General features: G+C 40.6%; 23 protein-coding genes. 17 read left to right on the forward strand and 6 right to left on the reverse strand.

Going from position 1 to position 21,699, the window contains the following annotated elements:
* Positions 1–14 precede the first annotated feature (14 nt).
* From opp4A to LM917_RS14140, 8 genes are all read left to right on the forward strand, one after another.
* Positions 15–1,754, forward strand: a complete 1,740-nt coding sequence (gene opp4A, locus LM917_RS14105) for an oligopeptide ABC transporter substrate-binding protein (protein WP_232698173.1) — start codon at positions 15–17, stop codon at positions 1,752–1,754.
* A gap of 32 nt (positions 1,755–1,786) precedes the next feature.
* On the forward strand, positions 1,787–2,752 hold the full coding sequence (gene opp4B / locus LM917_RS14110) for an oligopeptide ABC transporter permease (protein ID WP_232698174.1): 966 nt from the start codon (positions 1,787–1,789) through the stop codon (positions 2,750–2,752).
* Positions 2,753–2,763: 11 nt separating this feature from the next.
* The gene (opp4C, locus tag LM917_RS14115) at positions 2,764–3,672 is read left to right on the forward strand and encodes an oligopeptide ABC transporter permease (RefSeq protein ID WP_232698175.1); all 909 of its coding nucleotides are present in this window, start codon (positions 2,764–2,766) and stop codon (positions 3,670–3,672) included.
* Positions 3,673–3,796: 124 nt separating this feature from the next.
* Complete coding sequence (locus LM917_RS14120) at positions 3,797–4,699, forward strand: RluA family pseudouridine synthase (RefSeq protein WP_232698176.1); 903 nt, start codon at positions 3,797–3,799, stop codon at positions 4,697–4,699.
* Between the two features lie 51 nt (positions 4,700–4,750).
* Positions 4,751–5,101, forward strand: coding sequence for a DUF3870 domain-containing protein (locus tag LM917_RS14125; RefSeq protein WP_232698177.1), 351 nt, complete (start codon positions 4,751–4,753; stop codon positions 5,099–5,101).
* A gap of 202 nt (positions 5,102–5,303) precedes the next feature.
* Positions 5,304–6,239, forward strand: a complete 936-nt coding sequence (locus tag LM917_RS14130; RefSeq protein WP_232698178.1) for a fumarylacetoacetate hydrolase family protein — start codon at positions 5,304–5,306, stop codon at positions 6,237–6,239.
* Positions 6,240–6,251: 12 nt separating this feature from the next.
* Positions 6,252–7,412 (forward strand): homogentisate 1,2-dioxygenase, encoded by a 1,161-nt coding sequence (locus LM917_RS14135; RefSeq protein ID WP_232698179.1) that lies wholly within the window; start codon positions 6,252–6,254, stop codon positions 7,410–7,412.
* Between the two features lie 25 nt (positions 7,413–7,437).
* Positions 7,438–8,073 carry a flavin reductase family protein gene (locus LM917_RS14140; protein ID WP_232698180.1) on the forward strand — a complete coding sequence of 212 codons (636 nt, stop codon included), beginning with the start codon at positions 7,438–7,440 and terminating at the stop codon, positions 8,071–8,073.
* A 45-nt stretch (positions 8,074–8,118) separates the two neighbouring features.
* Here the strand turns inward: LM917_RS14140 and LM917_RS14145 are convergent, their stop codons facing one another.
* Together LM917_RS14145 and LM917_RS14150 are read right to left on the reverse strand one after the other, a co-directional pair.
* Positions 8,119–9,849 carry an ABC transporter permease/substrate binding protein gene (locus tag LM917_RS14145; protein WP_232698181.1) on the reverse strand — a complete coding sequence of 577 codons (1,731 nt, stop codon included), beginning with the start codon at positions 9,847–9,849 and terminating at the stop codon, positions 8,119–8,121.
* On the reverse strand, positions 9,849–11,051 hold the full coding sequence (locus tag LM917_RS14150; protein ID WP_232698182.1) for a quaternary amine ABC transporter ATP-binding protein: 1,203 nt from the start codon (positions 11,049–11,051) through the stop codon (positions 9,849–9,851). Before LM917_RS14150 ends, LM917_RS14145 begins: the two co-directional genes overlap by 1 nt.
* Positions 11,052–11,379: 328 nt before the next feature.
* On the opposite strand from LM917_RS14150, the gene LM917_RS14155 reads away from it, so the two are divergent.
* Positions 11,380–11,946: a GbsR/MarR family transcriptional regulator gene (locus LM917_RS14155; RefSeq protein WP_232698183.1), complete on the forward strand. Its 567-nt coding sequence runs from the start codon at positions 11,380–11,382 to the stop codon at positions 11,944–11,946.
* 168 nt (positions 11,947–12,114) lie between these two features.
* Here LM917_RS14155 and LM917_RS14160 read toward each other — a convergent pair whose 3' ends face one another.
* Entirely contained in the window at positions 12,115–12,372 is a 258-nt protein-coding gene (locus tag LM917_RS14160; protein ID WP_232698184.1) for a hypothetical protein, read from the reverse strand.
* A 163-nt stretch (positions 12,373–12,535) separates the two neighbouring features.
* Between LM917_RS14160 and LM917_RS14165 the strand changes: the two genes are divergently transcribed.
* From LM917_RS14165 to LM917_RS14200, 8 genes are all read left to right on the forward strand, one after another.
* Positions 12,536–12,922, forward strand: a complete 387-nt coding sequence (locus tag LM917_RS14165; RefSeq protein WP_232698185.1) for a PspC domain-containing protein — start codon at positions 12,536–12,538, stop codon at positions 12,920–12,922.
* An 81-nt stretch (positions 12,923–13,003) separates the two neighbouring features.
* The gene (locus tag LM917_RS14170; protein ID WP_232698186.1) at positions 13,004–13,174 is read left to right on the forward strand and encodes a hypothetical protein; all 171 of its coding nucleotides are present in this window, start codon (positions 13,004–13,006) and stop codon (positions 13,172–13,174) included.
* A 116-nt stretch (positions 13,175–13,290) separates the two neighbouring features.
* Positions 13,291–13,530: a hypothetical protein gene (locus tag LM917_RS14175; RefSeq protein WP_232698187.1), complete on the forward strand. Its 240-nt coding sequence runs from the start codon at positions 13,291–13,293 to the stop codon at positions 13,528–13,530.
* A gap of 200 nt (positions 13,531–13,730) precedes the next feature.
* The gene (locus tag LM917_RS14180) at positions 13,731–14,363 is read left to right on the forward strand and encodes a DedA family protein (protein WP_232698188.1); all 633 of its coding nucleotides are present in this window, start codon (positions 13,731–13,733) and stop codon (positions 14,361–14,363) included.
* Positions 14,364–14,415: 52 nt separating this feature from the next.
* Positions 14,416–14,877: a YkvA family protein gene (locus LM917_RS14185; protein WP_373688791.1), complete on the forward strand. Its 462-nt coding sequence runs from the start codon at positions 14,416–14,418 to the stop codon at positions 14,875–14,877.
* 3 nt (positions 14,878–14,880) lie between these two features.
* Positions 14,881–15,828 carry a 3'-5' exoribonuclease YhaM family protein gene (locus LM917_RS14190; protein WP_232698190.1) on the forward strand — a complete coding sequence of 316 codons (948 nt, stop codon included), beginning with the start codon at positions 14,881–14,883 and terminating at the stop codon, positions 15,826–15,828.
* A gap of 1,182 nt (positions 15,829–17,010) precedes the next feature.
* The gene (locus tag LM917_RS14195) at positions 17,011–18,156 is read left to right on the forward strand and encodes a HesA/MoeB/ThiF family protein (protein WP_232698191.1); all 1,146 of its coding nucleotides are present in this window, start codon (positions 17,011–17,013) and stop codon (positions 18,154–18,156) included.
* Positions 18,153–19,382, forward strand: coding sequence for a hypothetical protein (locus tag LM917_RS14200; RefSeq protein WP_232698192.1), 1,230 nt, complete (start codon positions 18,153–18,155; stop codon positions 19,380–19,382). The genes LM917_RS14195 and LM917_RS14200 overlap by 4 nt, the downstream gene beginning before the upstream one ends.
* 80 nt (positions 19,383–19,462) lie before the next feature.
* Here LM917_RS14200 and LM917_RS14205 read toward each other — a convergent pair whose 3' ends face one another.
* Genes LM917_RS14205 through modA form a run of 3 tightly spaced genes read right to left on the reverse strand, consistent with a single transcriptional unit; the run spans position 19,463 to position 21,668 of the window.
* A complete protein-coding gene (locus LM917_RS14205; RefSeq protein WP_232698193.1) occupies positions 19,463–20,104 on the reverse strand; it encodes an ATP-binding cassette domain-containing protein in 642 nt (213 codons plus the stop codon).
* A gap of 12 nt (positions 20,105–20,116) precedes the next feature.
* Positions 20,117–20,806, reverse strand: coding sequence for a molybdate ABC transporter permease subunit (gene modB / locus LM917_RS14210; RefSeq protein WP_232698194.1), 690 nt, complete (start codon positions 20,804–20,806; stop codon positions 20,117–20,119).
* A gap of 49 nt (positions 20,807–20,855) precedes the next feature.
* Entirely contained in the window at positions 20,856–21,668 is an 813-nt protein-coding gene (gene modA / locus LM917_RS14215) for a molybdate ABC transporter substrate-binding protein (RefSeq protein ID WP_232698195.1), read from the reverse strand.
* Positions 21,669–21,699: the final 31 nt, after the last annotated feature.

The following is a 21,699-nucleotide window of genomic DNA, read 5'->3' on the forward strand; positions in this document are numbered from 1 at the left end:
AACAGGGGGAGTTTATGATGAAGAAAAATAGTGGAATCGTAATGTCAGCTTTCATGGCTTTGTCTATGGCGGTTGTAGGTTGCAGCCAGCCTAGCGCATCGCCAACACCAGCACCAGCTCCAGCGCCAACTACACCGGAAGTACAGCCGGACAACAACACACCAAAACCAGGTGGAACAGTAACATTTGCTTATCGTTCTCCGTTTAAAGGACTTCTTGAGCGTGCCTATTATGAGGGGGATGACGACGATCGTATCTTACGTTTTACGACTGAAGCTTTAATAGGTACAGGCGATGATTTAAAACCATTTCCATACATGGTAGATTGGACTGTATCAGATGACAAGAAAACCTTTACTTTTACGATGAAAAATAAAGATATTAAATGGCATAATGGCGATCCATTAACAATGGAAGACTGGAAATATGCATTAGAAATCATTGCTCATAAAGATTATGAGGGATCTCGTTATTCGAACGTAGAGATGATTGTAGGGGCAGATGAGTATCAAAAAGGAACAGCTAAAGAAATCAGCGGTATCAAAATTACTGATCCGTATACGATGAGCATTACTATTAAACAACCGACAGCTAACTTCATAGCAAACGTTTGGTCTTATCCAGCACCGAAGAAATATTATGAGGGAATTGCAATAAAGGATCTGGTAAACCACCCGAAAGTACGTCAAAATCCAATTGGTACCGGACCTTTTAAAGTTAAGAAAATTCAGCCAGGTGAGTTTGTCGAAATGGAGCGTTTTGATGATTACTGGCAAGGCAAACCACTTCTTGATGGCGTTGTATATAAAGTAATTGACGGGAAAATGGCAGCAAGTCTGTTAAAAAATGGCGAGATTGATATGTATACCATCCAAAACTCACTATATGATGACGTTGCAAAGATCGATAATATCGATTTGATTGAAGTGGATGAGCTGGCATACACCTATATTGGCTTTAAAATGGGCCACTGGGATGCAGAGAAAAAGTTGAACATTATGGACCGACCAAAATATAGTGACAAACGTCTCCGCCAAGCAATGGCATATGCGATTGATCGTAAAGCCCTGGCAAAAGCATTTGAAAAGAACAAGGCTGAACCAATTCATGCGCCAATGCCTCCTGTGAGCTGGGCAAAAGCACCTGATAGTGAACTGAATACGTATGATTATAATCCTGAGAAAGCAAAACAACTGCTTGATGAAGCAGGATTTAAGGATGTCACAGGTGATGGATTGCGTGAAGATCCGCAAGGTAAAAAATTCACCATTAACTATGATGCTATGTCCGGTACAGAAGTAGCTGAACCGCGTGCTCAAGCTATTCTGCAATTCTGGAAAGAAGTAGGTCTTGACGCCAAATTAAATGGTGGGGCGTTGAAAGAATTTAATGCCTTCTATGACATGGTAGAAAAAGATGAGCCATCTGTTGAGGTATTCTCAGCAGCATGGGGATTGTCAGCTGATCCAGATCCAGCTGGTCTATTCAAGGCAACTGACTTGTGGAACTATTCTCGTTGGGTAAGTGAAGAGTCAGATAAACTGATTGCTGAGGGTGTCAGTGAAAAAGCAATGGATGAGGCTGTTCGTAAGGATATATATGTGAAATGGCAAAAACTAGTGAATGAAGAATTACCATCTATCTTTTTGCACTCCCGCAAAGAGATTACTGCCAAGAACAAACGTGTGCAAGGAACGCATGTCAACTCTGCATCACCAATCAATGATACTCACAAATGGTGGGTAACGAAATAACTCAACATCAGTGATCAGAGAGGAGCGTCTGCATGGTTTCCTTTGCAATACGTAGATTTCTTGCGATGATTCCTATTTTGATCTTACTTTCCGTAACGGTGTTTTCCCTGGCGAAATTAATGCCAGGGGACGCCCTTACCGGGAAAATTGATCCGAATAATGCCAATCCGGAATACATTGCAAAGATGCGGGAACAGTTGGGATATAATGACCCAGTTCCTGTTCAGTATGTGAAGTGGGTGACTGGTTTCTTTCAAGGAGACATGGGTGATTCATTCGTTCACAAGATGCCTGTTACCCAGTTAATCGGAGAAAGAATTGAAAATACGGTGATGCTAGCATTAGCCTCCCTGTTAATTACGTATGTGGTAGCCTTCATTCTTGGGATGATCGCTGGCAGATGGCCATATCGCTGGTCCGATCATTTGATTCTGACCTTTAACTATATTGGATATGCTGTACCTTCATTTTTTGCTGCTATTGTTTGTATCTATATTTTTTCAATCCAACTGGGGTGGTTCCCTGCAAGTGGTTCTATCAGTGTAGGAGCACAAGAGGGCACGCTGTATTATTATTTGGAAAGAATTAAACATACGATTCTACCTGCTATTGTACTAGGTCTATTTAATACAGCTGCTTATACACAATTTTTGCGTAATGACGTTATTGAAAATGCTAGTAAAGATTATGTTCGTACAGCAATGGCAAAAGGAACAAAAACTTCTGCCATTTACAACAAACATATTTTACGCAATTCATTGATTCCGATGGTAACCTTTATTGGATTAGATATCGGTACCCTGTTAAGTGGAGCCGTCATTACGGAGACAATTTTTACGTACCCTGGATTGGGACAACTCTTTATCGACTCTGTCAGTAGCCGTGATTACTCTGTCGTAATGGCTATTTCCATGCTTTTAGCCATTATGTCGCTGGTTGGTAACCTGATTGCCGACTTGCTTTACAGTGTAGTAGATCCACGGATACGTTTGAGATAGGAGGAGAAGGAATGTCACAAACCACAACTCCACAACTGCCGCCAACGGTTTCTGAATCAAAGGTAAAGGGTACATCGCCGTGGGCAATTGGGATGCGTAAATTCTTTAAAAACAAATTAGCCGTTACGAGCTTGCTATTTTTGATCATTATGTTTGCTGTTAGTTTCAGTGCTGATTTGCTTGATACACACGATCCAACAAAGGTTGACATCATGTCAATTAATGAGGCGCCTTCTAAAGACCATTATCTGGGAACAGATGAAGGGGGACGGGATGTATATACACGACTCCTACATGGTGGACAAGTGTCGTTAACCATCGGTTTATCCATCACGGTTCTGGTTATCATAACCGGAACGATTTTTGGTTCAATCGCCGGTTATTTTGGAGGCTGGGTTGATAGCTTGGTAATGCGCTTTACTGATTATGTACTTACTCTGCCTTTCCTTGTATTTGTAATCGTGGTGAAAGCAATTTTTGTAGATACAGGGGTTCTCACCCTCATTTTTGTTGTAAGTCTCCTTAGTTGGGGGGGAACAGCAAGGATGGTCCGTGGAAAAATCCTGTCTGAGAAAGAAAATGAGTACGTATTAAGTGCGATCTCCATCGGATGTAAACCGAGTAAGGTCATTTTTAAACACCTGCTTCCCAATGTTATTTCAACAATTATTGTTCAGTCCGTCTATCTGTTAGCAGCCATGATTGTAATAGAGACTGCTCTAAGCTTCCTGGGCTTTGGGGTTCCTGCTAATATCCCATCATGGGGAAATATCATGTCAACTGCTTCTACACCAGAAGTAATTGAACAACAATGGTGGATTTGGGTACCAGCAGGGTTGTGCATTACATCAACCATTTTAGCTATCAACTTTGTAGGTGAAGGGCTAAAGGATGCATTTAATCCAAAATCTTTACGGTAATGAACGTAAATCTCTCGTTTCATCGTTTCTTGATTAGAGAACGAAAGAACGAGGGGTTTTTCTACTTTTTGTGCTATACTACCTCTAGCATTCTTCTTACTACATAGCGAAAGAGGATAAACGGATGAAAGATGTTTTGTTACGTTTTACGATTAAGAAAGAGCAGGCTGGTCGTAAACTACGTGATGTACTACAACAAGACTTTGAAATCTCCCGGAAACTGTTGATTCGAGCCAAATATAAAGGAGAGATTCTGGTAAACGGTGAGTATAGCTATGTTTCCCGAGAAATGATCGAAGGAGATCAAATCCAAATATTGTTAGATGAGGAAGAATCAGAGAATTTGATTCCTCAACCGATGGATTTGGATATTCGCTTAGAAGATGAGGACATCATGATTATCGCAAAGAAAGCGGGAATCGTCGTTCATCCTTCAGGTATGCATGTAGATGGTACGCTAGCGAACGGGGTTGTACATTACTGGCAGCAAAAAGGAGAGCAACGTAAGTTCCGTCCAGTTAGTCGTCTGGATAAAGATACATCTGGTTTAATTATCGTAGCTAAGAATCAATGGGCACATGAGCGTTTTTCCCGTATGCAAAAGGATAAGACACTTAAACGACGGTATGTAGCTATTGTTCATGGAAGATTGGCTTATGATGAGGGAGTAATCGAATCACCCATTGGAAGAAAAGAAGGCTCAATCATTGAACGTGAAGTGAGGGCGGATGGGCAACAAGCTATTACTAGATACCAGGTTGTAGCCCGATCAGATGATATGTCCTTGGTCAAATTGGAATTACAGACAGGAAGAACACATCAAATCCGCGTGCATATGAGCTATTCTGGTCATCCTCTTATAGGGGATGAATTATACGGAGGAAGTAGAGAGTTATTGGACAGACAAGCTCTCCATGCATATGAATTACAATTTATTCATCCAAGATCCAAAGAAGAGATACGCATAGAGCAATCCATTCCTGATGATATGCAAAAAATAATTGAAATGTATAAATTATCTGAATGACACTGTTCAAATAAAGGCGTTTGCATTATGATGGATAAGGGGGAAGAATTTATGGAAAATCAAACTCCTGCACCTCGTTATGCAGCAGATAAGTATGTTCTTGCCACTGGTTTTGCCCAGTTGCCAAAAGGAACACCCTTAACTGATACACAGAAAATGTTTGCCTGTTCCCTCGTCATAGATAGTACCACTGATGGGGTAGTGGATGCTTCGTTCAGTTTTATCATGGGATTAAATGAAGAGTTTTTACGTGGTCTGGTTATTGGGACAACGTTACCCCGAGACTTTGACCTGTTGCAAAAACGTGTCAAAGAACGGGCGCTCGTTCCGACACAAGGAACTATTTTACAAGCATTGCGTTCTACTTTGGATCGCTATTTAGAAAGAACAACGAAACAATAATAATGGAACTGGTTGTCTATGGGGGAGAAGTCCTTCAAAAAGATTTTTTCTCAGACGAGTAGACAAAGCCCAGTTGTTCATATGGCTATACGAAAAAATGGAGGCTTTCCTTGTCTTCCTATTTTCTTTCGTGTGGTGCTATGGACAACTGGGCTTTTTATATCTAAAAAATATTGCTAGCCATAGCCAAGAGGTGACCTAAGTGAGACTGATTAGTTACAAGCATAAGAACAATGATCATGAGTGGCGCACGGGGATTGTGCAGCACGATCAGATTGTTGATCTGGCTTCTGCCGTACAAGACGCACCAAGTGACATGCAGCAGTTATTACATGACTGGGCAGCTTGGTATCCACGATTGCAACAAGAAATAGAAAAAGCGAATACCTTACAAAGAATAGAGTTTCATGATGTAGTAATCGGACCGCCAATACCAAGACCAGCCAGCTTCCGTGATTTTTATGCCTTTGAAGAGCATGTAAAAACAGCACGTGGTAGACGAGGGCTTGAAATGATTCCAGAGTGGTATGCATTCCCTGTCTTTTATTTTTCCAACGCTGCTGCCTTTTTAGGGGATCAAATGCCGCTTATTCATCCAAAGACGACGCAAAGATTGGACTTTGAATTGGAGATTGCTTGTGTGATTGGAAAAGCTGGGATGGATATTCCAGTTGAAGAAGCTGACTCATATATTGCAGGCTTTGCGATCTTAAATGACTGGAGTGCCCGTGATTTGCAGATGGAGGAAGTAAAAGTAGGACTTGGACCAGCAAAAGGAAAAGATTTCGCAACATCTATGGGTCCGTGGCTAGTAACACCAGATGAACTGGAAGAACGAAGAACCGTAACTGAACAAGGATACCGCTATGATCTAGGGATGGTTGCCCGGGTTAATGGCGAAGAATATTCCCGAGGTAACGTAAGAGATATCTACTATACATTCGCGCAAATGATTGCAAGGGCTTCGCAGGATTGTAAGCTGTATCCGGGAGATGTAATTGGCTCAGGAACAGTGGGAACAGGTTGTATTTTGGAATTAGGCAGTGAGAATCGTCCGTGGCTTACAGCAGGAGATAAGGTTGAATTAGAAGTTGAGAAGTTAGGTGTATTACGTACAACCATTTTGGAAAATAAGTAGGAGGTTGAGATTATGCCATTTTATGTTCGAATGGGAGAAATTCCGCACAAACGGCACACGACGTTTTATAAGGAAGATGGTACATTATTTCGTGAGCAGGTAATGGGAACAAAAGGTTTTTCGGGGATTCAGTCCATCTTGTATCACCATAATCCACCCACCCAAGTAAGCGAAGTAAAAAAATTCGCTAGCCTGGATTTGGAATATGTGGAACGAGAAGAGTTGCGTCATCAGCATTTTTACTCATTTGACTTGCCAGAAGGTGGAGACCCGATTCTGGGGCGAAAATTTCTCTTAGGCAATGACGATGTGATAATGGGCGTTTGCACACCAACGGAAGAAATGAATTATTTTTACCGTAACTCAGAAGGTGACGAAGTACTGTTTGTTCACGAAGGGGATGGGGAACTACAGACGATCTTTGGTACTTTAACGTATCGTCAAGGTGATTATCTCGTTATTCCAATTGGTACTACGTATCGCATCCAACCTAGCTGCAAGTCGAAGTTTCTCGTAATTGAATCACAAAATGAAATTGTTTCGCCAAAAAGGTATCGCAATGCACAAGGTCAACTGTTGGAACATTCCCCGTATTGCGAACGTGATATTAGGCTGCCTGAGCGTCTCGATACGCATGATCAGGCAGGGAAATATGAGGTACGGGTAAAACAAAACAATAGCTTGTACAGCTATACCTTTGATTTTCATCCATTTGATGTAGTGGGATGGGATGGTTATCTGTTCCCATATGCCCTCAGTATTCATGATTTCGAGCCAATTACCGGACGTGTCCATCAGCCGCCGCCTGTTCATCAGACATTTGCAGGGCAAAACTTTGTGATTTGTTCTTTTGTGCCGAGAATGTATGATTATCATCCTCAGGCTATTCCTGCGCCTTACTATCACAGTAATGTAGAGAGCGATGAGGTGCTCTACTATGTCGATGGCAATTTTATGAGTAGAAAAGGGGTGAAGGAAGGCTCCATTACGCTGCATCCAATGGGGATTCCACACGGACCACACCCTGGGAAGATAGAAGCAAGTATTGGCAAAACTGAAACAAAAGAGCTTGCTGTCATGCTGGATACCTTCCGACCTTTAAAAGCTACGAAGCATGCGCTGAGTGTGGAGGATAAACATTATATGTTCAGCTGGCTCCCAAGCAAAGAATAAGAATAGAAAATAGGAGGCGATTCAGGTGGAAATTACAACTAGTGAACTTGAACGACAGCAAAAATATAAATTATTGATTGGAGGGATTGTGCCCCGTCCAATCGCCTGGGTAACCTCAGTAAATCAAGATGGTGTTGTAAATGTTGCTCCATTTAGTTATTTTAACGTGGCATGCATCGATCCCATGATGATCTCTATTGCAGTGGCGAGAAAACCGGGGCAAGTGATGAAGGATACGGCTCATAATATACAATTTGCCAAAGAATTCGTGGTTAATATGGTTGATGTAAATAATGTAGTGGAGGTAAATGAATCCTCTGCGGATTTTCCATCGGATGTGAGTGAGGTAGAGGCATTACAATTGGAGCTCCAACCAGCAAAAATTGTGAAGACTCCTCGACTTGCCTGCTCTCGTGTACATTTTGAATGTAAATTGAATCAAATCATCACGCTGGGAGATCCGGCTGCATCTGATTTGATCATTGGAGAAGTGGTTCATGTACATGTAGATGATAAGTTATATTTCGATGGGAAAATTAATGCAAAAGAATGGCAACCTGTTAGTCGATTGGCAGGTCATACATATGCGAAGCTAGGGGAAATGTTTGATCATCCTCGACCTGTATATGACCCTGCGAAATACCCTGGGAATAAATCATAAACAAAAGGCATGCTCCTATAGGGGCATGCCTTTTGTGCGCTATGACTATAGCTCAATACCTTCTAACCACTTGTTTACCTTGTCTTCATTTTCTTTAATCCACTGCACTGCAGCATCATCAGGTGAAACACCATTCTGGATATTTACCATGACGCTTTCCATATCGGCAGGTGTCCAATGGAACTGATCAAGCATTTGATAGGCATCAGGCATATCTTCTTTTAATCCCTTACGAGCAATCGTATGAATTTGTTCGTCTTTTCCAAAAGAACCTTTACTATCTTCCAGGTATTTCAGTTTCATATTGGCGAACATCCAATGAGGAGTCCAGCCAGTGACCAGAATTGGCTCTTTTGCATCGTAAGCCTTCTGTAATGTAGTTGTCATTGCAGCTGAAGAACTTTCAATCAATTTGTACTTGGATAATCCGTAATCTTTGATTGCCTGATCCGTAGCGATCATCAGACCTGCACCTGGTTCAATACCTACGATTTGATTTTTTAGCTGTGCTGCTACTTGTGGATTTTTTAAATCCTCGATTTTGGAAATATTCATGTACGCAGGAACAACTAACCCAAGTTTTGTACCTTCCAAATTCGGACCTAGATCCTCTACAGCATTTTTATGTTTTTCATAGTAGCTCGCATGCGTTCGCGGTAACCATGTCGCTACCATCGCATCTGTAGAACCATCTGCGACACCTGACCACATCGGACCTGCATCTACTTGTAACATGTTTACATGGTAGCCTAATTTTTCTTGCAGCACATGTTTTACGACATGCGTACTGGCAATTTCTGAATCCCAAGCTACATAAGAAAGAGTGATTTGTTTTTGGTTTTCTCCTGTACCCATCATTCCGTTTACTACGCTTACGATAAGAAGAATCGCTGCAGCTCCCAATATTAACGGTTTTTTATAACGGGATGTAGCAACAGGCTGTCTCGTTTGTCTGCTGTTAATAAGCGATTGAGTAAAGCGATCGAGAAGGATAGCCAGAATAACAACAGCAATTCCCGCTTCGAAACCTACGCCTGTTTTGGTTTGCGTAACGGCACGATACACGTCTGCCCCAAGACCTTGTGCTCCAATCATGGACGAAATAACAACCATGGAGAGGGAGAGCATAATGGTCTGATTAATCCCCGCCATAATAGATGGAATGGCTAAAGGAAGTTGAAGTTTAAACAATTTCTGTGTGGAGGTAGAACCAAAGGCATCTGCAGCTTCCACTAGATCGGCTGGAACCTGACGAATCCCCAGGTTAGTTAGACGAATGGTAGGAGGGATTGCAAATATTACGGAAGCAATAACCCCAGGAACAACTCCTAGTGAAAAGAATGAAACGGCTGGTAAGAGATACACAAAGGCAGGCATTGTCTGCATGAAATCAAGGATAGGCGTGAGTATGTTTTTAGCCGTATTGCTTCCCGCACTCCAAATTCCTAGAGGAACACCAAGAATAATTGAGATCATCGCAGCAGTAACCACCTGAGCGAGAGTCATCATGGTTTGCGGCCAATATCCGAGATTCACAATCAATAGGAGACCAAGTAAAGCAAACAAGGCCATTTTCCAACGTGCAACTAAATAGATAATAAACGAGAAAAGAACGATAAAGAGCAAGGCAGGGATATTCATAAAGAGCCACTCAAAACCGCTTACTAACCCACCAATAATTGCACTTACAATTGCAAAGAACGGTGCGAATGAGGATTCCAGCCATGCTTCGCCAGCTTCCACCCATTCAGCCAAAGGTATTTTCATCATATCCATTAGTTCGTGTCACCGCCTTCGTCACCAGTGTTACCAGATAGCGCAGCAAGTACAGAACCGCGGATAATAATGCCTTGCAGACGATTCTGATCATCTACAACTGCCACTGGAACACGTGTTGAGCTAACTATATCAAAAAGTTCATTTAGTACAGTATCTGGCGAAACGGTAGGCACTTCATCCGTAATCAGGATATCAGCTAATTTTTTACCAGTACGCACTGCTTGAACCGCATCATCAGCTGTAATAGCACCTAGAAGATGTTTAGCGGTGTCTACAACATATAAGGTAGAGACTCCGCGTTCTTGCATAAATTGAAGGGCAACACGAGGTCCACGCTCCAATGTAATGGTTTCAGGTCGCTTCATAACATGGGTAGCTGTGAGAACTTTAGATAAATCAACATCTTCGACAAAACGTTCTACATATTTATTAGCCGGATTGGTCAAGATTTCTTCTGGTGTACCAATCTGGACGATATTTCCATCTTTCATTAAGGCAATACGATCACCAATCCGCAAAGCCTCATCCAAGTCATGTGTAATAAAGATAATTGTTTTTTTCATTTTGGACTGTAGTTCCAGTAATTCATCCTGCATTTCCTTACGAATCAAGGGATCTAGAGCACTGAAAGCTTCGTCCATTAACAGCACATCGGGATCGTTCGCCAGTCCGCGTGCCAATCCAACACGTTGCTGCATACCACCGCTCAACTGATCTGGTTTTGAGTTTTCCCATCCTTTTAATCCAACGAGTTCTAGGCTGACCATCGCTTTATTACGACGCTCCTCCTTGGCAATTCCTTGTACTTCCAAACCATATTCAACATTTTCTAAGACAGTACGATGCGGAAAAAGTGCGAATTTCTGAAAGACCATCGTGATATTTTTGCGACGAACATCGCGAAGTTGCTCCTGATTTAGCGAAACGATGTCCTTTCCATTAATGAAAACATGTCCGGCAGTAGGTTCAATCAAGCGATTTAATAAACGAACAAGTGTAGACTTACCGCTTCCCGATAAACCCATAATCACGAATATTTCACTAGGTTCGATGGAAAATGATGCTTGATTAACCCCAACAGTCATTTTTGTTTCTTTAAAAATCTTTTCTTTCGTCCAGCCTTCTTTCAGTAAGGGAATTACTTTTTTGGGGTCCTTACCGAATACTTTTGTTAAGTTTTTTACCTCGATAATTGGCATGAAGGCACTCCTTTCATCTGGTTTTCTATGCTTTTTAAAAGTTTGTGTGACAACTCATAAAAAACAAGTAAGGCGAACAGGAAGAAGAATGTGTTCATACTTGTTCAACCATACTTTTTTTGTGTAAAGAATGAACATGAAATAAAGAACATACAGAAAAAACTTTACACTCAATTAATACATTATACCTTTTTTATCCGAAAAGGTCACCTTATCCCATTTCTTTACTGTGAATAAAACGGATTGGGAGCTTGTTTCCGCGTATAAACACGCTATAATGATATCTGTAAATTAGGATAGCTGAGTCGATACGAGGAGGTAAAAACGTATGGACCAATTTGAAAAACTCCCCGAAGAGATTCAGATTGCCATTCAAAAGGCGCGTCATCGCATGATAGAAACGATGGGAAATAATATGGACCTTTATGGTATCACGCAATCAATCGGTCATTTATATGGCATGATGTATTTCTCTTACGCTCCTGTCACTCTAGATGAGATGGGCGAAAAAATGGGAATGAGCAAAACCAGCATGAGCACTGGGATGCGTACCTTGATTGATTTGAAAATGGTGAATAAGGTATGGAACAAAGGGTCTCGCAAAGATTTATATACAACCGAACCCGATTGGTACCAAAATCTAAGTGATTATTTTTCCCTACGCTGGCGCAAATCTATGGAAAGCAATGTTTCCCAGATCCATAAAGCTGTTAGCGAACTGACCCATATTATGGAGCAGTATAAAGATGATCAGGATGCTGTAGCAATTATTGAAGCTGATTTGAAAAAAATGAAGCATGCCTTGTCCTATTACAAGTGGCTCGATACTTTCATTCGGTCATTTGAGACAGATGAGATCTTTAAATATTTCCCGAAAGATGACGAAACCAATTAAATACCTACATTCACTAAACATTTAGGAGAAAGGTATTACATGTACAAATGTATGTATAACTTCTATATCCTCATATGAAAGAGGTAACATACATGTAACCCAATTGTTAAATAACGTTTTGATGATAATGTTACTTAAAAGAGTGAGACAATTAACATGTAGTATGCTTTAGCGATATATATCGTAGTCGGATATGCTATCTGGTCTGATATATTGCCCATACGCAGAGCCACTTCCCATATTTACAGGTGTTCCATATGGTGTGTAGTTCTGTTCATCCGTTGCTGTTTGTGGATCACTTTGTAAAAAGTACAACTGACGGTTCGTTTGCTTCGATTGACTAATATTGGTTGTAGCACAGCCAGTAGTGAATAGTAGAGCAAGAGCAATAGCTGGAAGTAATTTTGTCGCATGCTGGATCAACATCTTTTTCACCTCATTTGTAGAGTGAACAACCGTTGCTTTTTTATTCAGACCCTCCTCAGTCTTTAGACGGAGAAAAAATCCCACTGTAGCCAGTTTTGGACGAGACTAATATGAGGTATCCTAAAACTACCAAGAATGATAGTACAGGAAAGGGGTACAAAAAATGAAAAAATTATACCGTTCCCGTTCGGATAAAATGCTCTTCGGTGTATGTGGAGGGGTCTCGCAGTATTTAGGTGTTGATTCTACTCTGATACGTCTGATTGTGGGTCTATCCTTCATAGCCGGAGCTCCAATCTTAATTTATATTTTGGCAGCAATTGTCATACCAAAAGAACCATACTGGGATACACACACTCCTTATGGACGTCGTCCCCATGATGAATTTGAGGGTAATGGGTTTCATAACTATTCTGGAATGAATGATAACCGTCGTAATGCATACGATACTCAGCTAGATGAAGAGATGGATCAACTGGAAAAAGATGCCATGCGTGATGAAATCAGACGTTTACGTGATGAATTGTCAAAACGTGATTCAAAAATGTAAAAAAAATCAGGAAACAAAATCGTTCCTTTGCATATCATGTAAGGTGGTTCAAGGATCTCTTTACATAAGGAGGGAACAGCAGTGTATCTAGGTGTGTTTGATATGAAAGACCGTTTGGAGCAGACTCGAAAAGTTTTGCGGGAGAAACAGCATCTCTTAAAGCTACTTGAGGATGACGTCAGAGAGCTTGAAGATGATGTGCAAGCATTAGAAGGCATGTTAATGGCTACTCCTACAAAAATGAATGCATAATAGATGAGTAGAAGAGGCGTTTACAACGTCTCTTTCTACTCATCTATGCGCCAAGGTTGATTCCTTGACAGTTTTGATAGATAATAGAGGGTATACTGTATGATGAGGTGGAAGTAATGTCTACGACTGAACTAATGTTAAAGACGAATTTTGAAGGACGCGTACTGCGTACAATCCAGTCATATTTTCGCCGCAATAATGATGTTCTCTTGAAAGAGAGTCTACTTGCAACCAGTCTGGAAAAAGAAGACGTTGACCATATCATGGACATGATTTACAAAAAGCACACTGCCAGTGAAATCATGGATTTCCTACGTAAAAAAGACGTTTTTGCTATTGATCAGAAGGCAGAATAGTAATGATGAAAAACCGACACTCTTTTGATGGGTGTCGGTTTTTTGCTGTCTCCAGAGCATTACAGTGTACCAAAAGTGTGGATAAAAAGTTCTATCGTGCAACCATTGATACCTATGGACGTATTACTTGTAGGCAAGTTTATATTGAATAGATAAGCGTATATGCGCGGAGCACGGTAGAAAAGGGTGATTTGGCTTTTATGGAAGATTTTGTCGTTCAATTCGGCAGTTATGTTTCTACCTATGGTTATGCTGCCTTGTTTGGTTTATTTTTGTTCGGTTTAATGGGGTTGTTGCCTGTTCCAGAGGAAACTCTTCTTGTATTCGCAGGGTTCTTGGTTTCAACTGGGGAGCTTACATATCTATCAACATTGCTTGTATGTTATTTCGGATCGATTGCTGGTATGACAGCTGCTTATTGGATTGGCTACAAGCTAGGGCATCCATTTATTGAAAAACGGCTGAAACGTTTCGAAAAAGGGTATCGGGTGTATAAAAAGACAGAGGAATGGTTTCAACGATTCGGAAAATGGGCCATCCCGATTGGTTATTTTATTCCCGGTGTCAGACAGTATACGGCATACTTTGCAGGGATAACGGAGCTTCCATTTCGAATCTATGCAATATTGGCTTATCTTGGCGGACTTTTTTGGACAACCCTATTCGTCACACTAGGAATGGTACTTGGCGATAATTGGGCAAAATTATTTGAAATGGCAATAAAGAAGATTACAGTTGTTATTATAATAGTGTTCGTCGTAGGAGTATCTATTGCTTATCTAGTACATCGTTTTCGGAAACGAAAGGCAGGAGAAAATATAAATCATGGATAAACATGTAGATAGATCATTTACTCAAACGGAACAAGAATCATCTCAGGAAATTATGGAGTTATCGAAGAGCCATCAACGATATTATGATAAGCTTAGAGAAAGAGTGGAATCTTTTATCAAGGAAAAGGGAATTTCAGATCAAATCGCTCATTATGTATTGCTTGCTCCTGATCTGTTTGTATTACTTGCCCGCTTACTAGTAGACAAGCGGGTTTCGACTAGTTCCAAAGCTACGGCGGCCTTTGCGGTAGCCTATTTTATCTCTCCGGTTGACTTGATTCCTGAAGTAATAACGGGTCCAATAGGATATTTGGATGATATCGTGCTTGCTGTCTATGCGCTACGCAAAATTTTAATTGATACGGATCAGGTTATTGTGCTGGAACATTGGAATGGAAAAGATGACCTGTTACAGGTAATTACGAATACGATTCAGAAGGCTGATGATCTAGTTGGTTCCAATATCTTGAAAAAAATTGAGTCTCTCTTATTCAACAAAACAAAGGGGAAATAAAGCATGAAGGGTTTGGCAGATTATGTGGAGGGAGACCGCGTAATTGCTTTTTGTCTCGTCAAACAAAGAGAAACTGGGGTTGCCAGCAACCAGAGTGAGTATATGAATCTGGAAGTGGGAGACCGAACCGGAACGCTGTCAGCTAAGATCTGGGATGTTAATGATGAGCTTAAAGAGATAATTCAGGTAAAAGCAGTGATTAAAGTAGATGCACAGGTTCAGGTGTACCGCGGGAAAAAACAGTTGGTTATTCAACGTGTCCGCTTGGCTACACCTGCTGATGAAGTGCAGATGGAATCACTCGTTCCTACCTCCAAATATACGCAAGAAGAAATGTGGGCGAAGCTGGAGGAATATCTGACGGAGATAAAAAGTCCTGTGTTGCAAAACATTCTTACGTATATCCTGAAAAACGATGAGGTCCGAGAGCGTATGGTAGCTTATCCGGCTGGGGTAAGAATGCACCATCATTATTATTCAGGTTTGTTGGAGCATGTCGTATCTTTGCTTAGTTTGGGAAAACATCTATTACCGCTATACCCTCATGTGGATCGTGATGTGTTATTTGCCACCTGCATATTGCATGACATTGGTAAACTGTATGAGCTATCCGATCCGATTGCTCCTGATTACACAACACCAGGTCAATTGATTGGACATTTGGTAATGGGAACAGAAATGGTAACGGATGCATGTATCAAGCAGAACATTTCACCAACTGACAGTGAAGTACTGCATCTCAAGCACTGTATTTTAAGCCACCACGGTGATCTGGAAATGGGCTGGGGAAGTGCAGTCTCTGGTAAAACGCCGACCGCTGTTCTCTTTCATTACTTAGACCAGATTGATAGTAAAATGAATGCCTTAGGCAACACATTGGCAGAGATGCCAGAAGAAGAAGAGTGGCATTATGCCCCTGTACTTCGACGGAAAATTTGGCGCGGATATTAAAACTTGATTATGATAGTAATAAGAAAGACTAGAGAATCCTGAATTTACAAAGGATTCTCTGGTCCTTTTTTCATAACAAAAGGTAAATCAAAAAATCAAAGAAATAGTAACATTTTTTATTTAACATAATTTTTAAAATATTTAAAAATAATCATTTACGACATATTTTTTGTATGTTATTATTTTCTTAATCAGCAAATGGAAATATTAATATTTATTTACAAAAAATAACAAAACAAAAGTAAACAGTATGATATAAAAGCAATTTGTTTTTCTTCTCAAATTTTCCTTCCCTCGAACTATAGCTGCTACTCCCTTCAAAAAAACTAAAAGACTCAGTGGTTCAGATTCTAGTCAGCATGAAAGTCATGACGGCTCAGATTTGGTACTGGGAATGATAGATTCTCCGAAAATAGTATCATCAACGTTGATTAACCCAATTTATCATTACTTTGGAATTCCCTATATACAAGCACGTTTTTTCCCCCATTCCTTCAAAAAGTGTAAAAAGCTAGATAATGAACCTGTTGCGATAGAAGAATTGGTCGCTATTTTCAAACGAAAGCAATGAATGAGCTCATTACCTGTTCAGTAATTGATTGTGGTCAGTATATGGAAAGGAGGTGAGACCTATGAAAATTAAAATCCGTAAAACTGAAGTTCTAACTCCAACACAAATCGGACCAAGTGTGTAAGTAAGGTGAATGTAAATTTATGAGGAGGTGAAACGTATGAAAATCAAAGTTTCTAAAGTTGAAAAAGTAGCTGTAACAGCTCAGGCTGGTGGCACAGCATAAGATTTCACCTACCAAAACTATAAATTAATCACTGTGAGGAGGTAAGACGTATGAAAATCAAAATCTCTAAAGTTGAGCAATTAAATCCAACAATTTTATCTGATCTAATAACAGGTACAATATAAGTCGGTTGTCTGTAAGAAATTGATTTCGTTACAGTACATAGCATGTACTCCTCTCGGGATTCTGTAACGAAAGGAACAGGTGCAAATGTAACATGTATACAAGTTTAGACAGCATCGATCAGAACAGGTGTCATATGAAAAGACCGTGTACGAATAAAAGTACTAGCCTAATATTCGACACGGTCTTTTCATTAAATTACAAAGCATGAGTAAGGTATGTTTTATATTTCTACTATACCAGCGTAGGAAGGTGAAGATGTATGAGACCCAAAATAAAAGAGTCTATCTTGCCTTATGTAGTACACGATGGAAAGATCCATATTGGTTTTAATGATCAATCAATAACTATAGAGGATGAGGATGGTAAGATCGATCTGTTTTTAAAGCAAATGAATGGAGCCTATACGTTAGAAGAATTGGCTTCTATAACCAATACTTCCATTGATGATGCGGTTGATGCGTTAGATATGTTAAATGAATATGGATTGGTTGAAGATAACGATAGTTTGAATTTGTTGAATGAAGAAGAAACAGCCCGATATAAAAGTAATCTTAATTTTTTTACCAATTTTTCTTCTTTGGAGGAAAGTAAATATTCATTCCAGCAAAAATTGAAAGATTCAAAAGTGGTTCTCTTAGGGATAGGTGGTTCTAATTTAGTAGCGAGCTGTCTAGCAGGCATGGGGATTGGTCACTTGGTTGTTCTAGATTTTGATACGGTGGAAACAAGTAATCTAACCAGACAGTTTCTATTTACTGAAGATGATGTGGGAAGATATAAGACTGAGGTTGCTCGGGAGCGATTACTAAAAATAAATGGTAACATGAAAATAGATATCTACAATAGAGAAGTCACAGGAATTGATTCGCTGATAGATATCCTTCAGGGTGCTGATTTAGTCATTGCAATGATTGACTCTCCTACCATATTGACGTCCAGATGGGTAAATTCTGTTTGCTATCATTATGGTATCCCGTTTGTACAAGGACGTTTAGGACCGATGAGGATGTTTTTGCAAAAATTCCACCCTGGGAATGGAGCATGCTTCGATTGCTCGATTATAGAGTCTTTGCGAATTGACCCGATGTATGAGGAACGACTTCGCATGTGGTATAACAGAGAATTCCGTCCGAATAATCCTTCCTTTGCTCCCAACGTTTCGGTTCTATGTGGAATGATTGCTTCAGAGGTTGCGAATACACTATTAGGAGTAATGAAACCATTAGAGCAAGGGACAACGGTTACTTTTTTCCCAGGCAACTACGAGAGCTTCCAAATGCATGCGTGGCAAAGAGTAAAAGAGTGCCCGACATGTGGAGGGCGTTCTGATAAGAATCGATTGGAAGAACCGGTAGATATTGAAGAAATCATTACTATCGCTAAACAAGGAATGACCGTCTTATGAGTGAAAACCTACAACAACAGGCAGTCCAGATACATATGCAATCAAGAGTAGATATGTCTCACTTGTCTATTCAGCCGGATGGTGACGAATATACAGTTGGCGATCCCAATCTAAGGGAATTTATCCGTGTACCTGAAGAGGCGGTCATGGTCATCCGACTCATGGATGGATCGAAAACGGTTGAAGAAGTGCAAGCAAAGCTGCTTACGGAGCATGGTGTAGAAGTGGATGTGCTTGACTTTGCTGAGGCACTTTTGGAGATGAACCTGATCCGAAGCGTAGATGATCAGATTCTGATCGAGCATACACAGATAGAGGCGAAGGAATGGATGAGAAAGCTGGGACAATTTTTTTACGGAAAGGTTGGTGTCACACTTTATAGCATCTGTGCTGCTGCCGTGGTTGCCATTTACTTAGTAAGAACTGATCTTTTTCCTACTTTTCAAGATGCCTTCGTTCTATCTTCCATTGGTTTAAATACCTTGTTAATTTTCGTAGTTTCATGGTTTTTACTACTGATTCATGAAATAGGCCATCTCTTGGCAGCAGCCAGATTAGGAATATCTGCTCGTTTACGGCTTAGCTTGCGTTTATATTGGCTCGTCGTAGAAACCGATATGACCGGGATGTGGTCACAGCCAAAACAACAGCGATATGTGCCTTATTTAGCCGGAATGCTGTGGGATAGTGTATTACTGTTAGGTGCGCTATTCGTTCAGCTCATGCTTTCGACAGAATCATTCTGGTTTGGCTTTTCAAAAATGGTAGCGCTCGTTCTTTTATTCCGTCTCACATGGCAATTCCTCGTCTTTATACGTACGGATATGTATTTCGTAATGATTAACAGTACAAACACCTCCAATTTAATGATGAATACCCAGACCTTCTTGAAATCTCTAGTCAGAATAAAGCTGAAGGAAGAGGAAGCGCGTGAGTGGGACAACCTTTCCGCTCAGGAGAAAACCGTATCGAAAAGATATTCCTTGTTTTATGTTCTTGGATGTGGAATTGCCCTCTGGTTGCTAGTGGCTCTTCAAATTCCAATCGTTTACCAAACATTAATGATTGCAGGGCAAAATATGCTACAAAATCCTCTAACTACAATTCAATTCTGGGATGGCTCCATAGTGGCAATCCTGTTCGTGCTGGAAGTTGTATTGTGGTTAATTGGAGCAAGTAATGCCTATAAGACACGTAGAAATAATAGAGTTCAGGCGACTGCGTAAGTTAGCATAGCGGGGTAATATAAAACAGCAAAGTAGATGAGGCGAGAAGATAATCCTATCGCTCATCAACTTTGCTGTTTTTAGTTATGTACGATTTGTCCTTGTTCCAGTCGAATAATAGTACTGCCTAATTTACGAGCTTCTTCCTCATCATGCGTAACCATGATGAAGGGAATATGCCATAATTGATGTAATCGCAGTAATTCATCTTGGCATTGAGCACGAGTGGTTGAATCGAGAGCCGATAATGGTTCATCTAAAAGAAGTAAGTTTGGCTTGGTAGCGAGAGCCCGTGCCAGAGAGACCCTTTGTTTTTCTCCACCGGAAATTTGCCAAGGATAGGAGCCCCATAAATGACGGATGCCAAGCGTCTCACTTACCTGATCAAGAAATAGCTGATCTGGTTCCTGTTTTTGAGATCTGATTCCATATAAGATGTTTTTTTCAACTGTCATATGTGGAAAAAGGGTATCGTCTTGAAATACATAGCCAATCTTACGTTGTTGAACAGACAAAATGAAAGTAGCATCTGAACTGTACATGGTCTGATCGTTGAGCCGTATGAGCCCACTGTCGGGGATGACAAGCCCGGCAATACACTCCAGAATCGTGGTTTTTCCAGAACCAGATGGACCAAGAAGCATGAGTATTTCGTTATCTGCCGTAAAATCAGCTTGCAAGGTAAAGTGTGCTCGTTTTTTCGTAATATGTACATGTAGCATGAAGCAGCTCCTTTACTCTTTTTGTTGCGCGAAACGACGCATAGTATGCTTGCTCCACCAATTGAGCCAGAGTATGGTGCTAAAACTGATAGCAACAATAATAATTACCCAAAAAGCAGCTAGATCCATTTTTCCGGCTTCTACAGCAAAATAGATAGCAATGGGAAGGGTCTCTGTTTTCCCAGGAATATTACCTGCTAACATTAGGGTAGCCCCAAACTCACCAAGAGCTCTGGCAAACGAGAGGACTAACCCGGCAAGTAAGCCTGGCCAGCAAAGTGGAAGGATAACCGTCCAAAACACTCTCCAGGATGAGGCTCCCAGTGTAATGGCAGCCTGTTCATATCGTTTGTTTACTTGTTGAAACGCAGCTGAGGCAGCCTGGTACATCAAGGGAAAGGAAACCACTGCGGAAGCAATAACAGCACCTATCCAGGTAAAGACGATCTGAATGTTAAATGATTCTTGCAAAAATTGACCAAGCCATCCATTTTTCCCGAACAGAAGCAATAGACCAAATCCAACTACAGTTGGCGGTAGTACAAGAGGAAGAAGAAAAAGTGCTTCCAGAATACTTTTACCAAAAAAATCACGGCGGGATAGCCAGTAAGCAAGCGTAAGACCACTTATAAAGACAACCAATGTAGATATCCCAGCGATTTTTAGAGAGAGTAGAAGCGGTGAATAAGACACATCCGGCACAGTACTAGTAACCTCCTATTTATTTCTGGATGACGAGTAGTTCAAGCTATTAGTGAGAGTTAACAGGTAAGAAACCATGTTCTAGAAAAATTGCTTTTGCTTTATCTGTAGACAAGAACGTGAGGAATTCCTTAGCCGCAGTTTGATTCTTGCTACTAGTAACAACAGCAGCAGGGTAGTTGATTGGCGAATACCATTCTTGTTTTGCAGTAGCCAATATTTTTACTTTTGACGAGGTTAGTGCGTCGCTTTTGTAAACTACTCCTAATTCTGCATTTGATGATTCCACATAAGTAAGAACCTGACGTACGTCTTTAGCATAAACCATAGCTTGTTTCATGTTCTCCCACAAGCCAAGAGTACTAAGTGTCTCCTCAGTATATCGTCCGACTGGAACGGAAGAGGGTTCTCCGATAGCAAACTGCTTGACTAACTCTGGTGATAGTGATTCAAACGAGTTAATAGAAATGGTACTATCCAAAGGAGCGATCAGAACAAGTTCATTGCTTGCGATATCTGTAATGGTATCAGGTAGGACATGTTTATTATCTTGTAATCGTTTCATATCTTTTGAACTAGCAGATAAAAAAAGATCAGCAGGAGCACCTTGTTCAATCTGTTGAGCTAATTTACCTGAACCGCCAAACTGGAAGGTTAGTGAAATGTCGGAATGTTCTTGTTCGAATTCTTTTTTCACTTTCTCTAAAACATCTGTCAGACTTGCTGCAGCCGATATAAGCAGTTCTGCTTTTATCTCCTGATTGCCAGATGAGGAAGGAGTGGGAGCTGCTGTAGTCGAACAGCCAGTAATAGCTACTAATAGCAGGGAAATAAGGAATGGTAGTGCAAAGAGTTTTTTCATTGTGTTCTCCTTTTCTTGGTATAATTAAATA

The sequence above is a fragment of the Brevibacillus daliensis genome, assembly GCF_021245735.1.
Taxonomy (GTDB): domain Bacteria; phylum Bacillota; class Bacilli; order Brevibacillales; family Brevibacillaceae; genus Brevibacillus_B; species Brevibacillus_B daliensis.